At 67.3% G+C, this 16258-nt stretch carries 12 protein-coding genes; 6 read left to right on the top strand and 6 right to left on the bottom strand.

Annotated elements, in window-relative coordinates; genetic code table 11:
* Positions 1 to 262: 262 nt before the first annotated feature.
* The 4 genes from tilS (at position 263) to XdyCFBP7245_RS15785 (ending at position 4708) form a co-directional block, all read left to right on the top strand.
* A complete protein-coding gene (gene tilS / locus XdyCFBP7245_RS15800) occupies positions 263 to 1564 on the top strand; it encodes a tRNA lysidine(34) synthetase TilS (RefSeq protein WP_104616502.1) in 1302 nt (433 codons plus the stop codon).
* Positions 1565 to 1595: 31 nt separating this feature from the next.
* Positions 1596 to 1859 (top strand): exodeoxyribonuclease VII small subunit, encoded by a 264-nt coding sequence (locus XdyCFBP7245_RS15795; protein ID WP_005995187.1) that lies wholly within the window; start codon positions 1596 to 1598, stop codon positions 1857 to 1859.
* A 1-nt stretch (position 1860) separates the two neighbouring features.
* A complete protein-coding gene (locus XdyCFBP7245_RS15790; protein ID WP_104616501.1) occupies positions 1861 to 2736 on the top strand; it encodes a polyprenyl synthetase family protein in 876 nt (291 codons plus the stop codon).
* Positions 2737 to 3619: 883 nt separating this feature from the next.
* Entirely contained in the window at positions 3620 to 4708 is a 1089-nt protein-coding gene (locus XdyCFBP7245_RS15785) for a M35 family metalloendopeptidase (protein WP_104616500.1), read from the top strand.
* A gap of 67 nt (positions 4709 to 4775) precedes the next feature.
* Here XdyCFBP7245_RS15785 and XdyCFBP7245_RS15780 read toward each other — a convergent pair whose 3' ends face one another.
* Together XdyCFBP7245_RS15780 and pmbA are read right to left on the bottom strand one after the other, a co-directional pair.
* A complete protein-coding gene (locus XdyCFBP7245_RS15780) occupies positions 4776 to 5168 on the bottom strand; it encodes a DUF4870 domain-containing protein (RefSeq protein ID WP_104616499.1) in 393 nt (130 codons plus the stop codon).
* Positions 5169 to 5509: 341 nt separating this feature from the next.
* A complete protein-coding gene (pmbA, locus tag XdyCFBP7245_RS15775; RefSeq protein ID WP_104616521.1) occupies positions 5510 to 6877 on the bottom strand; it encodes a metalloprotease PmbA in 1368 nt (455 codons plus the stop codon).
* A gap of 199 nt (positions 6878 to 7076) precedes the next feature.
* Between pmbA and yjgA the strand changes: the two genes are divergently transcribed.
* A complete protein-coding gene (gene yjgA / locus XdyCFBP7245_RS15770) occupies positions 7077 to 7727 on the top strand; it encodes a ribosome biogenesis factor YjgA (RefSeq protein WP_104616498.1) in 651 nt (216 codons plus the stop codon).
* A 51-nt stretch (positions 7728 to 7778) separates the two neighbouring features.
* Here yjgA and tldD read toward each other — a convergent pair whose 3' ends face one another.
* Positions 7779 to 9224, bottom strand: coding sequence for a metalloprotease TldD (tldD, locus tag XdyCFBP7245_RS15765; RefSeq protein WP_104616497.1), 1446 nt, complete (start codon positions 9222 to 9224; stop codon positions 7779 to 7781).
* Between the two features lie 99 nt (positions 9225 to 9323).
* Here tldD and XdyCFBP7245_RS15760 point away from each other — a divergent pair, with 99 nt between their 5' ends.
* Positions 9324 to 10079: a DUF6065 family protein gene (locus XdyCFBP7245_RS15760; protein ID WP_104616496.1), complete on the top strand. Its 756-nt coding sequence runs from the start codon at positions 9324 to 9326 to the stop codon at positions 10077 to 10079.
* A gap of 5 nt (positions 10080 to 10084) precedes the next feature.
* On the opposite strand, the gene XdyCFBP7245_RS15755 is transcribed toward XdyCFBP7245_RS15760, so the two are convergent.
* The 3 genes from XdyCFBP7245_RS15755 to XdyCFBP7245_RS15745 all read right to left on the bottom strand — a co-directional run bounded on the left by XdyCFBP7245_RS15755 (position 10085) and on the right by XdyCFBP7245_RS15745 (position 16231).
* Positions 10085 to 13990, bottom strand: a complete 3906-nt coding sequence (locus XdyCFBP7245_RS15755; RefSeq protein ID WP_104616495.1) for a YhdP family protein — start codon at positions 13988 to 13990, stop codon at positions 10085 to 10087.
* Between the two features lie 169 nt (positions 13991 to 14159).
* Positions 14160 to 15659 (bottom strand): ribonuclease G, encoded by a 1500-nt coding sequence (gene rng / locus XdyCFBP7245_RS15750; RefSeq protein WP_104616520.1) that lies wholly within the window; start codon positions 15657 to 15659, stop codon positions 14160 to 14162.
* Complete coding sequence (locus tag XdyCFBP7245_RS15745) at positions 15659 to 16231, bottom strand: Maf-like protein (protein WP_104616494.1); 573 nt, start codon at positions 16229 to 16231, stop codon at positions 15659 to 15661. The genes rng and XdyCFBP7245_RS15745 overlap by 1 nt, the downstream gene beginning before the upstream one ends.
* Between the last annotated feature and the right edge of the window lie 27 nt (positions 16232 to 16258).

Raw genomic sequence — 16258 nt, 5'->3', positions numbered from 1 at the left:
CTGGTGGGTAGGCGATCAGCGCCACCGTGCCGGACACGTCTGCCGCATGGGCGGACCGCGTCTCGCATGATGCGCGGCGATGTGATCGTTCCGCTGCATCGGCGTGTGGTGCCCGGTGCGCCACGTGCTGCTATGACGAGCAAGAGGATAACGATGCAGCGTCGATGTTCCCAAGCCGCGCGATGCGATCCACGCACCGCTCCTCTTCGCGCACATCCGTGATTCGCCCCTCCAGCGACGAGCCGCCTCGATTGAGCACCCGGTGACCGACACACCACCCCTGCTGCCCGCCACCCCGCCCGGCCCGGTGCTGATCGCCTACAGCGGCGGCATGGATTCGGGGGTGTTGCTGCACGCACTGGCGACCATGCCGGCGTACCGCGATCGCGGTCTGCGTGCGCTGCACGTACATCACGGCCTGCATGCCGACGCCGACGCCTGGGCCGCGCATTGCCAGCGCACCTGTACAGCGCTACAGGTGCCGCTGCACATCGTGCAGGTGCAGGTCGCGCGCGATAGCGGTCTGGGGCTGGAAGCAGCCGCACGCCAGGCGCGCCACGCCGCCTTTGCCGACAGGCTCGCGCCCGGCGAATGGCTGGCGCTGGCCCACCATCGCGACGATCAGGCCGAAACGTTTCTGCTGCGCGCACTGCGTGCATCGGGCCCGGACGGCTTGGCGGCAATGCGTGCGCAGCGCCCGTTTGCCGCCGGCACGTTATGGCGCCCATTGCTGACCCATGCACGCGCCGACCTGCACGCTTACGCACGCCTGCACGCCTTGCACTGGATCGACGATCCCAGCAACGCCGATGCCCGCTACGACCGCAACTTCCTGCGCACGCAAGTGCTGCCGTTGCTGCAGCAACGCTGGCCGCAAGCCACCGATGCCTTGGCACGCAGCGCGCAGCTGAGCGCCGACGCCAGCGATCTGCTGCTGCACGACGATGTGGCCGTGCTTCCGGGCCTGGTCACCGACAGTGGCGCACTGGATCTGCATCTATTACGCGCACAACCCGCCGCACGCCGGCCGCGGTTGCTGCGTGCATGGGCCGCAGCGGCCGGTGCACCGCCGCTGCCCGCGCAGGGCGTGGTGGCGCTGGAACGGGAAATCGACATCCACGCGCCGGATCGCCACGCCTGCTTTGCCTGGCAGCAGGTCGAAGTGCGGCGCTGGCGGCATTGCCTGTACCTGCTTCGTCCAACACCGGCATGGCCGGCGCAGTGGTCCGCGCAGTGGGATGGCGCGCAGCCACTGCAGTTGCCCGATGGCGCGCAACTGCAACTGCACGGACCCGCGGGGCTGCGCTTCGCGCACCCGCTGCTGGTACGTGCCCGACACGGTGGGGAGCGCATCGCGCTGCCGCGGCGCACGCACTCGCATCGGCTCAAGCATGTGCTGCAAACGGTGGATCTGCCGCCATGGCACCGCGATCGCCTGCCGATTCTGTGGGCCGACGATCAGGTGCTCGCTGCCGGCGATCGCATCGTCTCCGCTGCATTGACGGACTGGCTGCAGGCCAATGGCGCACGTCTGCAGTGGCGCATGCATGCCGACGCGAATTGACCCGCCTGCGCGCGCGCCGCACACTTTAGCAATGGCCAAGAAGTCCTTGAACGAAACATCCCCGGTTGCCCGCTTCGAACAGTCGTTGGAAGAACTCGAGCAACTGGTGCAGAAAATGGAAGTCGGCGACCTGAGCCTGGAACAATCGCTCAGCGCCTACGAACGCGGCATCGGCCTGTACCGCGATTGCCAGCAGGCGCTGGAACAGGCCGAACTGCGCGTCCGTCTGCTGACCGACCCGGCCCGCCCCGAGCTTGCCGAAGCCTTCGAGCCGCCGTCGCTGGACGGCGGCTGAGGTGAGTCCCGCGCTGTTCGAACACTGGATCGCTCGCACCGAACGCAGCCTCGACGCAGGCTTGCCAAGCGCCACGCTGGCACCGCAGCGTCTGCACGCGGCGATGCGGCACGCGGTGCTGGGCGGCGGCAAACGCATGCGGCCGCTGCTGGTGTATGCCACCGGTGCGCTGTTTGGCGCCGATGAAGACACGCTGGACACCCCCGCCGTGGCGGTCGAGCTGATCCATGCCTATTCGCTGGTGCACGACGACCTGCCGGCGATGGACGACGACGCGCTGCGTCGCGGCCAGCCCACCGTGCACGTCGCCTTCGACGAGGCCACCGCCATCCTGGCCGGCGATGCACTGCAGACCCGCGCCTTCGAACTGCTGGCCACCGCGCCCGTCAGCGCCGAGCTGCGCGTGGGCTGGTTGCAGAGCCTGGCCACTGCGGCCGGTGCAGCGGGCATGTGCGGCGGCCAGGCGCTGGATATCGATGCCACCGGTCAGTTGCAATCGCTGCACGCGCTGCAGCGCATGCACGCGCTCAAGACCGGTGCGCTGATTCGCGCCGCAGTGCGCATGGGCGCGCTGACCGGCAGTGCCGCGCCGGCCGACCAACAGCGGGTGGACGACTTTGCCGATGCGCTGGGCCTGGCCTTCCAGGTGCGCGACGACATCCTGGATGTGGAATCGAGCTCGGCGCAGCTGGGCAAGACCGCCGGCAAGGACGCTGCGCAATCCAAATCCACCTACCCCGCCTTGCTCGGCATGGACGGCGCCAAAGCCAAGCTGGCCGAGCTGGCAACCCGCATGCACGATGTGCTGCAGCCCTATGGTCCGCCCGGCGAGACCCTGGCGACCCTGGGCCGGTTTGCGGTGGACCGCGCGCACTAGGCGCGGCTAACCAAGCGTCGCGAGCCGCTGCCAGGCGCGTGTAAGCGACGCGCGGGCAGCGGAGTGCATCAGCCGCACATGCCGATTTCGAGCAACGGCTACGCCAGACCGCTGTCGCTTGGTCGCGCAGACGCTTTGGTAGTCGCTCCATGCGCGACGGACGAAGGGACGGCAGGTCTCGCCATGCGGGCATATCCGTTGCCTGGATCCAGCGCCTTCCATTCGCAGATCACGCTTCCCGGCAATCTCGCACCCACCGACAGCCCTCCCCACATTTACCTAACGCCCGGGGATGTCTGACATCGCCTGCAGACAGGCTTGGAGCGACGATTGCCGCCGCATCGACGGCGGAATGAGTGGTTACGAGCGCGATTGGGTGTGCCGAGAGTCCGACGCCGAAGTAGTCGCCGAGCACGTGACACCTAGTAACCGAGAGCCTATCGGTGTCGCGGTCGCCGGTGCTCAGTGCCACTGGGCGACATCCAACGCATAGCTCCGTGACGCATCACGAGACTGCCCGCAGCCAAGGCATCCACAGCGGGTGGCGCACGCACTCATTCGCTTTGCGCGACATGTTTGCGCATTCCGTGCGCCACCGCACGGTCGCTTGCATGGGTCCATCCAGGCAACAGGCGAGCCTGGTCACAAAACGACACATTGCTCGCCAGATTTTGTGTCAGCCAGCGACACAGGACTGACAAATTTTCATGACGGCTTGCACGCTTTATTGATGAATTATCTACACCGGTGATACATCAGGACGCATGACCAATGCACGACATACAGAAATATCGCTAATTGAACGACTTGTCGCGCCCGGTCGCTCTGCCTAGGTTTGGGTTGCCCGCGCTTGCGGGCATCCCCCGACCAAGGAGAGTCACTGGTGAAGAATGTTTTTCTCGCATCGTTTGCAGCAGGCACGCTGGCCGTCGTCGGCGTGCTCGGTTCAGCGCAGGCGCAGTCTGTGCGCGGCCCGGTTCCGTTGACCATCGAACTGGCGCCAGTGGCCGACCAGGCCGGGCGACATCAAGGCAAGATCGCGGTAACCGTCACCAACAACGGCAGCCAGGTTGCCCGCGTTCCGACCTACCAGCTGCCGCTCAAGTCGCTGGACAACGGCATCCTGGAGGTGAGCCGCGATGGCAAGCCGGTTGATTACACCGGGCGTCTGGTCAAGCGCGGCCTGCCCAAGGCAGCCGACTTCACCATTCTGCAGCCGGGCCAGAGCGTCCAGGGCGAGGTGGATCTGGCCGGTGCCTATGACCTGTCCACCAGCGGCAACTACACCATCCAGGTGCGCTCCTCGCTGCAATACGCCTCGCTGTCCGATGGCAGCCTGATGAAGGCCGCAAATGGCCTGCCGGCCGTGGCCACCAGCACCCCGCTCACCGTCTGGCTGGACGGCGTCAACCGCGGCGTGCAGCGCCAGCTGGCCGTCGGCCCCACCGCCGTGGTCAATGGCATCAACTACCTCAACTGCAGCACCACCCGCACCAGCCAGATCGCCTCGGCGGTGGATGCGGCGCGTACCTACTCGCAGAACGCGCGCACCTATCTCAACGGCGGCAGCACCGGCGCGCGTTACACCACTTGGTTCGGTGCCTACAACGCGTCCCGCTACAGCCGGGTCAGCTCCAACTTCGTCAACATCGACAACGCGCTGGACCAGAACAACGGCCAGATCACCGTCAACTGCAATTGCACTGATAGCTCCTACGCCTATGTGTATGCGAATGCGCCGTATGAAATCTACGTCTGCAACGCGTTCTGGAGCGCACCGGTGCGCGGCACCGACTCCAAGGCCGGCACGCTGGTGCACGAGATGAGCCATTTCAGCGTAGTGGCCGGCACCCAGGACCGCGTCTACGGCCAGGCCGGCGCACGCAGCCTGGCCCAAAGCAATCCGGCGCAGGCCATCACCAACGCCGACAGCCACGAGTACTTTGCCGAGAACACTCCGGCGCAGAACTGATCGCATCATTGTCTGAAACGACAAAGGCCCGGCAGCGATGCCGGGCCTTTGTGTTACGCGGGCCGGATTACTTGATCAGGCGCAGCGTGAACGGGTAGCGGTAATGCTCGCCGTTGTTGGCCTTGACTGCGGCCAGGATGCAGAACACCAGGTTGGCGACCCACACCAGCGTCGGCACGAAGAACAGGATGCCGAACGACACCACGGTCAGGATCACGGCCAGCACATAGGCAATGATCACGGTGATCTGGAAGTTCAGCGCTTCCTTGGACTGATCGGTGGCGAACGGCTTGGACGGGCTGGCGTCCTTGCTGATCAGCCAGATCACCAGCGCGCCGATGAACGACGTCAGGATGCCCAGCAGATGTGCGGCCAGCGCGAGGGTGCGCTCCTCCGACGGCGTGCTGGTACTTACCGGCGGCGGCGGCGGCGGCGCGGCGTGTGTCTCGAATTCGCTCATAGATCTCCCCGAACATGATTGTGGTGCGGCGGACTATAACAACGATTCATCCAGTCACCAGTGCGGGAAGACATGGTCTGGTTTTAGTCACCCACCCGGGGCGACAGCTCGCGCCCTCCGTTTGGGCGATGACACGAGCGAGAGCGCTGCGGCACGCCGATGCGACCTTGGGTTCGCCCGCTATTCCTGCGCACTGGAGAGGCCCACACCGTGCGCCTCTGGCGGGAGCCCGGACAGCACGCGCGAATGGCCGGCCGGAGGCACAACGCGGCATGGTCGGCGCGGACCAGCGCGCCGACCCTGCACGTCAGGCATGCCCAGACCTCAGCCCGGGCGACGGCTCAGCTATCGCCCGCCACGGTCATGCGGTTGACCAGCACCGAGCCGATCTTGACGTGCGAGCGCGGGTCGACGTCGCTGCCCACCGCTTCGATGCCGGCGAACATCTCGCGCAGATTGCCGGCAATGGTCAGACCGTCCACCGGATAGGCGATGGCGCCGTTCTCGATCCAGAAGCCACCGGCACCGCGCGAGTAATCGCCGGTCACCGGGTTGACGCCGTTGCCCATCAGTTCGGTGACCAGCAGGCCGCGCGACATGCCGCCGATCATCGCGGCCAGGTCGCCGGCGTTGGCGCTGACCTGCAGGTTGTGCACGCCACCGGCATTGGCGGTGGTCTGCAGGCCCAGCTTGCGTGCCGAGTAGCTGCCCAGCACGTAGCGCTGCAGCACGCCGTCGGCGATCAGCGCGGACTGTCGGGTGGCGACGCCTTCGCCATCGAAGGCGGCCGAGCGCAGCCCGCGGCGCAGATGCGGCAGTTCTTCGATGTTGAACCAGTCCGGGAACAGCTTGGTGCCAACGCTGTCGAGCAGGAAGCTGGCGCGGCGATACAACGCGCCACCGGAGACCGCACCCAGCAGATGCCCGACCAGCGAGCGCGCCACTTCCGGCGCAAACAGCACCGGCAGCGAGCCGGTCGGCAGCGAACGCGGCGCCAGGCGCGCCAGCGTGCGTTCGGCGGCATGCCGCCCAATGGCATCCGGCGCTTCCAGGTCTTCGCGGGCCAGGGCGCTGCTGTACCAGCCATCGCGCTGCATGCCGTCGCCCTGCCCGGCGATCAGCGCGCAGCTGATCGAATGATGGGTGCCGCGCTCGCGCCCGATGAACCCGTGCGAATTGGCATATACCGACAGGCTGAGCCCGGTGCTGGCCGAGGCGCCATCGGAATTGCTGATGCGTGCGTCTGCATCGCGACCGGCGGCCTCGCAGGCCAGCGCCAGATCCACTGCGGTGTCGGCGTCCAGCGCCCACGGGTGCCAGCTATCCAGGTCGGGGAAGTCGTGCGCCATCAGCGCCGGGTCGGCCAGGCCGGACGCCGGGTCGTCTTCGGTGTAACGCGCAATCGCGCAGGCCTGGGCCACGGTGGATTCCAGGCTGGCGTCCTGCAGGTCGGCGGTGCTGGCACTGCCCTTGCGCTTGCCGAAGTAGACCGTCACCGCAATGCCGCGGTCGCGGGTGGATTCGACCGTTTCCACATCGCCCAGGCGCACGTTGACGTCCAGGCCGCGCTCTTCGCTGCAGCTCACTTCGGCCTGGGTGGCGCCGGCCGCACGGGCGCGCTCGAGCAGGCGTTGCGAGATATCGGTCAGTGCGTCCAGACGCTGCAGGCTGTCGTCGGCGACACGGGTTTCGGAGGAGAGTGCGTTCAATGCTTTATCCTTTGGATGCGGATCCGTCCGCGAAAACCCGGCCATCATGGCCGGACTGTCTGAATGTGGATGCGGATCCGTCCGCAGAAAGCTCGGCTATCCATGGCCGCAGTGTCTGAATGTAGGGCGGAGTCTTCCGCCGGAGTCCGGCCGTTCGTGGCCGGAAATTTAACTAACCAAGTTTCGGGATGTAGTGGCAATGCGCGGACGCGATGAAGATACCGGTGAATTTCGTGGCACCAGCCGCAGCCAGCAACGGCGCGAGGCGCTGGAAATTTTCGACCTGGGCGAAAAGCTGGTGGCGCTCACCCCGGCGCAGCTGGCCAAGTTGCCGGTGCCCGAGTCGCTGATCCCGCATATCGAAGAGAGCAAGCGCATCACCTCGCATATCGCGCACAAGCGGCAGCTGGCGTTTCTGGCCAAGCACATGCGCCGCGAGGACGACGAGACGCTGGCCGCCATCCGCGATGCGCTGGATGCCAACAGCGACACCGCGCGCCGTGAAGTGGCGGCGACCCATCGCGTCGAGCGTTGGCGCGAGCGCCTGCTGGCCGAGAACGACGTGGCGCTGGCCGAGCTGCTGGAAGCCTACCCGGCTGCCGATCGCCAGCAACTGCGCCAACTGGTGCGCAACGCGATCCACGAACGCGCCAAGAACAAGCCGCCGCGCGCCTATCGCGAACTGTTCCAGGTGCTGCGCGAGTTGTCCGGCCAGACCGGCGAAGACGCTGCTGCCGAGACCGACGACGCTGACGATGCCGATATCGATAGCGACGACATCGACAATGCGGGACCGGGGACCCGGGTAACTGCAAAAGCGACAACGCCTTATTTTTTCGATCCCGAGTAACCGTCCGGGCAACAGCTCTCGCTCTTCCCGGGTCCCCGGTCCCTACGGAGATCACGCCTGGGTCCCACCCACCGTAATGCCGTCGATCAACAGCGATGGCTGGCCGACGCCGACCGGCACGCTCTGCCCGTCCTTGCCGCACACGCCCACACCTTCGTCCAGGGCCAGATCGTTGCCGATCATGCGCACCTTCTGCATGGTTTCCGGGCCGTTGCCGATCAAGGTAGCGCCCTTCACCGGCGCGGTGACCTTGCCGTCTTCGATCAGGTAGGCCTCGGTGGCCGAAAACACGTACTTGCCGCTGGTGATGTCGACCTGGCCGCCGCCGAAGTTCACCGCGTAAATGCCCTTCTTGACCGAGCGGATCATTTCTTCCGGGTCGTGCTGGCCGGCGCGCATGTAGGTGTTGGTCATGCGCGGCATGGTCAGGTGCGCGAACGATTCGCGGCGGCCGTTGCCGGTGGGCGCCACGCCCATCAGGCGCGCGTTGTGGGTGTCCTGCATGTAGCCCACCAGCACGCCGTCTTCGATCAGCGTGGTGCACTGCGTCTGCGTGCCCTCGTCGTCGATATTGAGCGAGCCGCGGCGGCCGTCCAGGGTGCCGTCATCGACGATGGTCACGCCCGGTGAGGCGACGCGCTCGCCCATGCGCCCGGCGTAGACGCTGGTGCCCTTGCGATTGAAATCGCCTTCCAGCCCATGCCCCACCGCTTCGTGCAGCAGTACGCCGGGCCAGCCGGGGCCGAGCACCACCGGCATCACGCCGGCCGGCGCGGGGATGGCATCCAGATTGACCAGCGCCTGGCGCAGCGCTTCGCGCGCAAAGCCTTCCGGGCGGCCATCGGCAAACAGTTCGGCGTAGCCATAACGACCGCCGCCGCCGGAATAGCCGGACTCGCGACGCCCGCCGTGTTCGACAATCACCTGCACGTTCAACCGCACCAACGGGCGCACGTCGGCCGCCAGCACGCCATCGCTGCGGGCGATCAGCACCGTGTCCACGCCGCCGGACAGGCTCACCATCACCTGTTTGACGCGCGGGTCGGCGGCGCGCACGTATTGGTCGATGCGGCGCAGCAGGTCCACCTTGGTGGCGCTGTCCATGTCGTCGATCGGGTCGGTGGCCGGATACAACGCGCGGCCATTGCCGCGCACCAGTGCGCGGGTGGATTGCGCGCCGCCGTCGCGCGAGATCGCACGTGCCGACTGCGCCGCTTCCAGCAAGGTCTCGCGCTGGATGTCGTCGGAATACGCAAAACCGGTTTTTTCGCCGGCAATGGCGCGCACGCCCACGCCTTGTTCGATGGAATGCGCACCGTCCTTGACGATGCCGTCTTCCACGCTCCAGCTCTCGCGTCGCGAATGCTGGAAATACAGATCGCCGAAGTCGATGCCCGGGCCCAGCAGGGCGCCGAAGGTGCGGTCCAGATGGCCGGCATCCAGGCCGGAGGGAAGCAGCAGCCGGGTTTCGGCCAGAGTGAGAGCGTTATCGGTCATGCGGTCAGGATGGGGCCCGCGCGCCGGGGAGACAAGTCGTCCGGCTGAACATGTGGCGCGGCTATCATCGCCGGCTCGCTCTTCGATCACTGCCAGCGCATGAAGCTCATCGCCCACGTTCTGGATGGCCACACGCTGGACATCCGCCCTGCCCCGCATGCGCGCGACTGGATGGACGCCACCGATCAACGCTATGCGTACCGCTGCCTGCCGCTGGCGATTGCGAACGCGCATGGCTGGGAGCTGCTGTGCCAATCCGGTTTTCAGGCCAGTTGGGATGGCCGCGACGGGCTGGACGCGCTCCGGATCGTGACCGATGCCGGCAGCGCAGCGCCGGCGGTCAGCCACTTCGGCTACGGCGTGCTGACCTTCCATGTCCCCTGTCTGTTTCGCACCGACGAGGGCGTCGACCTGTTCGTCACCGGCCCGTTGAACCGGCCCAAGGACGGCATTGGCGCGTTGAGCGGCCTGGTGGAAACCGACTGGAGCCCGTACACCTTCACCATGAACTGGCGCTTCACCCGGCCCGGCCAGGTGCGCTTCGACGCAGGCGAGCCGTTCTGCCATCTGTTCCCGCTGCAGCGGCAGGTGATCGAACAGGTGCAGCCGCAGTGGATGCCGCTCTACGAGGCACCGGAACTGGCGCAGCAACACGCCGACTGGACCCACAGCCGCACGCGCTTTCTCGATGAACTGCCCGATACGCAATCGGCCGCGGCGCGCGAGAAATGGCAGCGCGGGTATTTCCGCGGCGTCGCGGGGCCGGAGCAGCCGGTGGTGCCGGGCCACCGCGCGCGACTGCGCCTGCCGATGTTCAAGCGTGCCGGCAGCGACGATGATGCTGCCGCCGACTGAGTGCGTCAGCGCGGCGGCGCAGCGGGTTTGCCGGCGGGCGCAGGTTTGCTCGGTGCACGCTCGCGCGTTTCGCGCTCGACCACGTCAACCTGCGGGTCTTTCCACGGCCCGGTGACGTGGTAGGTCTTGGCGCCGATCGCGCCCAGCGGTTTGCCGAGCACCACGTTGGCGGCCGCGCCCACTGCCGCGCCCACCGGCCCGCCAGCCACCGCGCCGACCACGGTCAGCAGGTTGCCGGCCTTGGGGTTCACATCCACGGTCTGGTCGAAGGTCTGCGCCCGCAGATCGGTCTGACCGCGGATGGCGATCTCGGCCGCGGGGCCTGCGATGCGGATGGCGTCGGTGCGCGCGAAACCGTCGCCGAAGCGCACCTCGCCATCCAGGGTGTTGAAGGCCAGGCCCTTGGAGAAGAAATCGCGGAAGTCGAACATCAGCCGGCGCGGCAACTGCGCCACGCTGAGCAAGCCCAGCACGCGGCCGGCGCCTGGATCCACTTCCAACAGCTGGCCGTTGCGGACATCCACCTTGAGGTTGCCGTCCAGCGAGCCGAGCGCAAAGCCGGTCGGCGAGCCCTGCCAGCCGGCGTTGAGTTCCAGTTGGCCTTCGCCGCCGCGCAGCTGGCCGCCCAGGGTGAGGTTCTGCAACAGGTTACCGAGGTTGCGGCTGTCCACCCGCGCCGACAGCCGCGTGCTGGCGGCATCGCCCTTGCCGCGCCAGGCGCCGGTCAGGCCGATGCTCTGGTCGTCCGAGCGCAGTTGCAGCTGATCCACCTGCATGCCGTCGGTGAGCCGGCTGCTGCGCAGGATGGCCGCGCCCAGGGTCATCTTGCCCACGCGCAGGTCGTCGATATCCAGCGCCAGCGGCGGGATGGAAACCGGATCGAACTCGGCGACCGCACGGCGTGCCGGTTCCGGCAGGGCACCGGCCAGCGGATCGCCGGGCTCCGGAGCCGCAGGCTCGGGCGCGTCGGCCACCGGTTGCCAGCGCACGGTGTTGAGCTTGCCTTGCACGATGCCGCCGTCGGCGTTGGGCACGGTGAGTTGGCCTGCGAGCGAGGGGCCGTCCAGGGTCACCGCCACCGCATCGCGGGTCGGGCGCAGCCGCAGCCGGGTCTGCGGAAACACCCCGCCAATCATCAGCAGCTTGTCAGCCTGCACGTCCACCTGTTGCAGCGGCACAGCGTCTTTCTTGGGCGTTGCCGGCTGGCCCGGCAGCGGTGGCATGTCCTGATCGCTGCTGCCGCGCGCCAGGCTGATCCAGTCGATCGCATCCAGCGAGGCGGTGCGGCCGGTCACCACCAACCCGTTAGCGGGCGGGCGCTCGGTCACCGTGTCGGTGCCCATGACCACGCGCACGCCGGTCTGGTCGCCACGGCTGCTGGCCTTGAGCGCCACCAGCTTGCCGAAGGCCACGTCGATATCGCCATCGCCGACCGGCAGGGCCACCTTGACCTGCGTGTCCAGCGGTTGGGTGGCGGCCTTGTCCAGCGGCGCGGGCAGATCCAGCGTGGTACCCACCAGCTCCGAGCGCAGCGTCAGCAGCGCCTGCGCGTCCGCTTGACCCGGCGTGGGCAGCGGTACATCCACGCCCACCTGCCATGGCGCGCTGCCGTGCACATACGGACGCAGCCATTCCATCTGCGGGGCGCGGTCGAACAATTCCTTGGCATCCAGGGTGGCGCCAAAGCGTGCTTCGAAAGCATGTTTCGGGTCCTGCACGAAGCCACCGGCGCGCAGTGCCAGCTCGCCGCTGCGGCCCTGGTGCTGCACGCTCAGATGCTCGGCCGCAAACCCGGTATCGCGATACTCGGCCTGACCGCTGACCTGGTCGAAGGCCAGATTCCAGCGCGCGTCGGCCAGCTTGGCGCCCTGCAAGGCCACCGTGCCCTGCAGATGCCCGCCCACGCCCTTGGTGCGCAACGGGCGCAGCAGATCGAAGCTCACCGTCGCCGGGCCGGACACGCTGAGGTTGTTCAAGGTATCGCCGTAGCGGCGCTCCAGCGGGCTCTTGCGCAACATGCCCAGCAGTTGCGCCGCGTCGGCCTGGGTGGAGGCGCGCACGTAGAGCTCGGACGTCTTGAAGCTGGGAATGCCGGCGTCCAGTTGCGCGATCGGGGTGCCGGCAAGAGCCCCGCTACCCTGCAACGAAAACCCATTGCCGATGAAGCGCAGATCGGCCTGGACCTGCTCCATCGCCGGCCACTCCGGATTGAAGCGAATCACGCCGTCGCGGATCTGCCCGAACGCTTCGAAGCGCCCGTCGTTATCGTCGAACGGCCACTGGTCCAGATCGCCACTGACCAGGCCGGTGCCACCGGTGATCACGCCGCCGGCCACGGCCATGTCCAGCCAGTCGATGGCGGCCTTGCTCATCTTCGAGCGGATCCAGAACTTGCGCGCCACCGGCAGCGCCACATCGTCCAGTTGCGCGGCAAGTTGCAGGCGCGGGCGGGTGCCGTCGTTCTGGAACCACAGCCCGCCGCGCACATTGGCGCCGTAATCCTTGGCCTGCACACGCAGCGCCGGGGTGGCGACCTGCCAACCCGCTCCTTCGCGCCAGCCGACGATCTTGCCGGCCAGTTGAATCTCATGCACCACGCCAAAGCCGGTGGGCCAGTCGAAGCGCACGGTGGCCTGAGGCGCGGTTTCCAGCTCGCCGCCCTGCGCGTCGCCATCGACGCGGCCGCGCAAACCGCTGATGCCCGGCGAGTTGCCCACCGGCAGGAAACCGAGGTCTTCGATCTGCGCCTGCGCACGCACGGCGCCGCCCTGCTCGCCGGCGATCTGCAGATCTGCAACACGCAGCTGTGTTTTGGACAGGATCAACCAGCGGCGCAACGCAGGCGACAGTTGATCGCTCAAGGCGACGGCGGCAATCAGGCCGGAGACATCGCCCTGTCTGGCAGCCACCGCATAGCGGCGCCCGCCGGCAATGCGCAGCCCGTCCAGATGCTGCAACGCGGCCGCCTGTCCAAGCCGTAGCACCGGCGCGTCCAGCCGCCAGCCGCCATCGATGGTCTGCCAGCGCGCACGCGCCTGCAGCCGCTCCCAGCGCAGCGTGCGGCGGGCGGTCTCGTCCGCCAGCGGTGCACCGGACAGCGCCACCTGGGTGAGGTCGGCATCGACGGTGACGCCGGTAATGCGGCGGGCATGCAGCTGTGCCCAGGCCTGCAGGCGCCCACCGCCACCGTCCACGCGCATGCCGCCGAGTTGCAGCAGCGACGCCCATGCTGCCAGATCGGCCGGGTCGGCCTGCGCATAGGCGCTACCGTCGCCGCTGTCGCGGTCGAACTCCAGGACCGCGGTCAGCGGCGCGCGCGTGAGATCGATCCAGCTGCGGCTGCCAACCTTGACCGTCGAACCGCTTACGCGCAGGCGCAAATCGATCCGCGGCAAGGCGGTGTCCAGGCCGATCGATGGCGCGTTCACCTTCAGCCGCGCCTCGGCCAGCTGGATCTCGCCAAGCCGACGCAGTGCATCCAGCGGGTCGGCACCCTTCCCGCTCGGCAGGCCCTGCACCGACCACACGCCGTCGTCGCTGCGTTGCAAAGTCAGCGCCAACCCACGCAGGCGCACCTCGGTCAACGAGTGCCCGGGCAACAAGCCGGCGTACATCGCCAGCAGGATCTCCGCCTGGCCCACGCGCACCTCGCCCTGCGGGCCGATCCGCAAACCATCCAGCCGCAACAACGGGCCACGCCGGGTCCACTCGGTGTCCAGCCGATCGAAGGCAATCTGCTGCCCGGCGCGCTGGCTCAACCAGTCGGCGATCTGCTGCGGGTGCTCCTCGGCCAACGGCAACGCCTGACTGGCCGCGCCCACCAGCAACGCGACCGCCACCAACGCAAGCGCGCAGGCAGTGATCGCATAGCGGCGGAACAGGCGCAGACGGCGGCGCAGCGGCGTGGACATTAACGGCGGGGAATCGGGAATCGGAAATCGGGAATCGGAAGAGCAAGCATCGCACCGCGCGCACGATCATCTGCTTGCGCGCGACAGCATTCTAAGGATGTCAGTCGCATCCCGCAGAGGGCCTTTGGCTTCACCCCCATTCCCGATTCCCGACTCTCCATTCCCCGCCTCACAGCAACACCACGTCGAACTGCTCCTGCAAATATTGATCGTCGGACTGGAAGCGGATGCTCTTGCCCAGGAATTCTTCCAGCTCGGCCACCGCTGCGGACTCCTCGTCGGTGATGCGTGCGACCACCTTGGACGAGGCGATCACCAGCAGCCGCGCGGCATCGAACTGGCGCACCGCGCGGGTGATCTCGCGGAAGATTTCGTAGGTCACCGTTTCGGCGGTCTTGATGGTGCCGCGCCCGCCGCACTGGCCGCAGGTTTCCGACAACTGCCGCTCCAGGCTTTCGACGGTGCGCTTGCGGGTCATTTCCACCAGACCCAGCGGCGAGAACTCATACACCGTGGTCTTGGCGTGGTCGCGGGCCAGCGCCTTTTCCAGCGTACGCAGCACCTGGCGGCGGTGCTCGGGATCGTCCATATCGATGAAGTCGATGATGATGATGCCGCCCAGGTTGCGCAGCCGCAGCTGCCGCGCCACCGCCTGCGCCGCTTCCAGATTGGTGCGGAACACGGTTTCTTCGAGATTGCGCTGCCCCACGAACGAACCGGTGTTGACGTCGATGGTGGTCATCGCTTCGGTCTGGTCGATCACCAGATAGCCGCCGGATTTGAGCGGCACCTGCTTGTTCAACGCGCGGCCGATCTCGTCCTCGACCCCGTACAGGTCGAAGATCGGCCGGTCGCCGGTATACAGCTCCAGCCGCTCGGCCAGCACCGGCATGTACTTGGCCACGAACGCCTGCAACTGCGCGAAAGTTTCGTTGGAGTCGACCTTGACCTTTTCCACGTCCTTGCGGATCAGGTCGCGCACCGCCCGCAACGGCAGACTCAGGTCTTCGTAGATGATGCTGCACGGCGGCGCTTCGCGGCCGCGCCGCTCGACCACCGTCCAGACCCGCGACAGATAGGCGATGTCTTCGGCCAGCGCCTCGGCCGGCTGGCCTTCGGCGTTGGTGCGGATGATGTAGCCGAAGCCACCGTGCTGAGCCGAGACCTCGCTGACGATGGTCTTCAGACGCAGGCGCTCGGCCTCGTCCTCGATCCGCGCCGACACCCCGACGATCTTGGATTGCGGCAGCAGCACCAGGTAGCGCGAGGGAATGCTGATCTGGGTAGTGAGCCGCGCGCCCTTGGTGCCGATCGGGTCCTTGACCACCTGCACCACGATGTCCTGGCCATCGCGCAGAAGCTCCACGATCGGCACCGCCGCGGCAGGCGGCGGCGGGATCGGGGTTTCTTCGGTATCGACCACGCTGGCCGGCGCCGGTGCCGGGCGCACCACGTCGTTGGCGTGCAGGAACGCTGCGCGCTCCAGCCCGACTTCGACGAACGCCGCCTGCATGCCGGGCATCACCCGCTGCACCTTGCCCTTGTAAATGTTGCCGACCACGCCCCGGCGCCAGCCGCGCTCGATATGCAGCTCCTGCAACATGCCGTTCTCGATCACCGCCACGCGGGTTTCGCGCGGGGTGACGTTGACCAAGATCTCTTCCGACATCAATGCGCTCCGAAGGCTGTGAGCAACTGCGAGGTGTGATGCAGCGGCAATCCCATCACGCCGGAATAGCTGCCGGACAAATGGCTGATAAAACGTTCTGCGCGCCCCTGGATCGCATAGCCACCGGCCTTGCCCATGGGCTCGCCACAGGCGGCATAGGCAGCGATCTGCGCGTCATCGAGCGTGTCGAAGGTCACCTCCGACACCACCAGGGCCTGCGCCGGGGCGCGCTGTGCGCAGACTAGAACCACCGCCGTGAGTACCTGGTGGGTGCGCCCGGACAACACTTGCAGCATCGCGATCGCATCGTCGACATCGACCGGCTTGCCGAACACGCGCTCGCCCAGTACCACTTCGGTATCGGCGCCCAGCACGATCGCGTCGGCATCGCGCGCCTGCACCTGCGCAAGGCCGGCGCGCGCCTTGTCCAGCGCAACGCGCTGCACGTACTGTTCGGGCGATTCGGCGGGCGCGCGCAGCTCGGGCACGTCCAGTTCCAGGGTCTGAAACGGCACATCCAGGCGTTGCAGCAGTTCTTGTCGGCGTGGCGAACGGGAGGCGAGATAGAGCATCCGCCCAGCATACCTGTTGGCCGCGCT

The sequence above is a fragment of the Xanthomonas dyei genome (assembly GCF_002939865.1).
In the GTDB taxonomy this organism is placed as follows: Bacteria; Pseudomonadota; Gammaproteobacteria; order Xanthomonadales; family Xanthomonadaceae; genus Xanthomonas; species Xanthomonas dyei.
The sequence above is the reverse complement of the archived record's forward strand: the minus strand, read 5'-3'. Positions and strand labels throughout refer to the sequence as shown.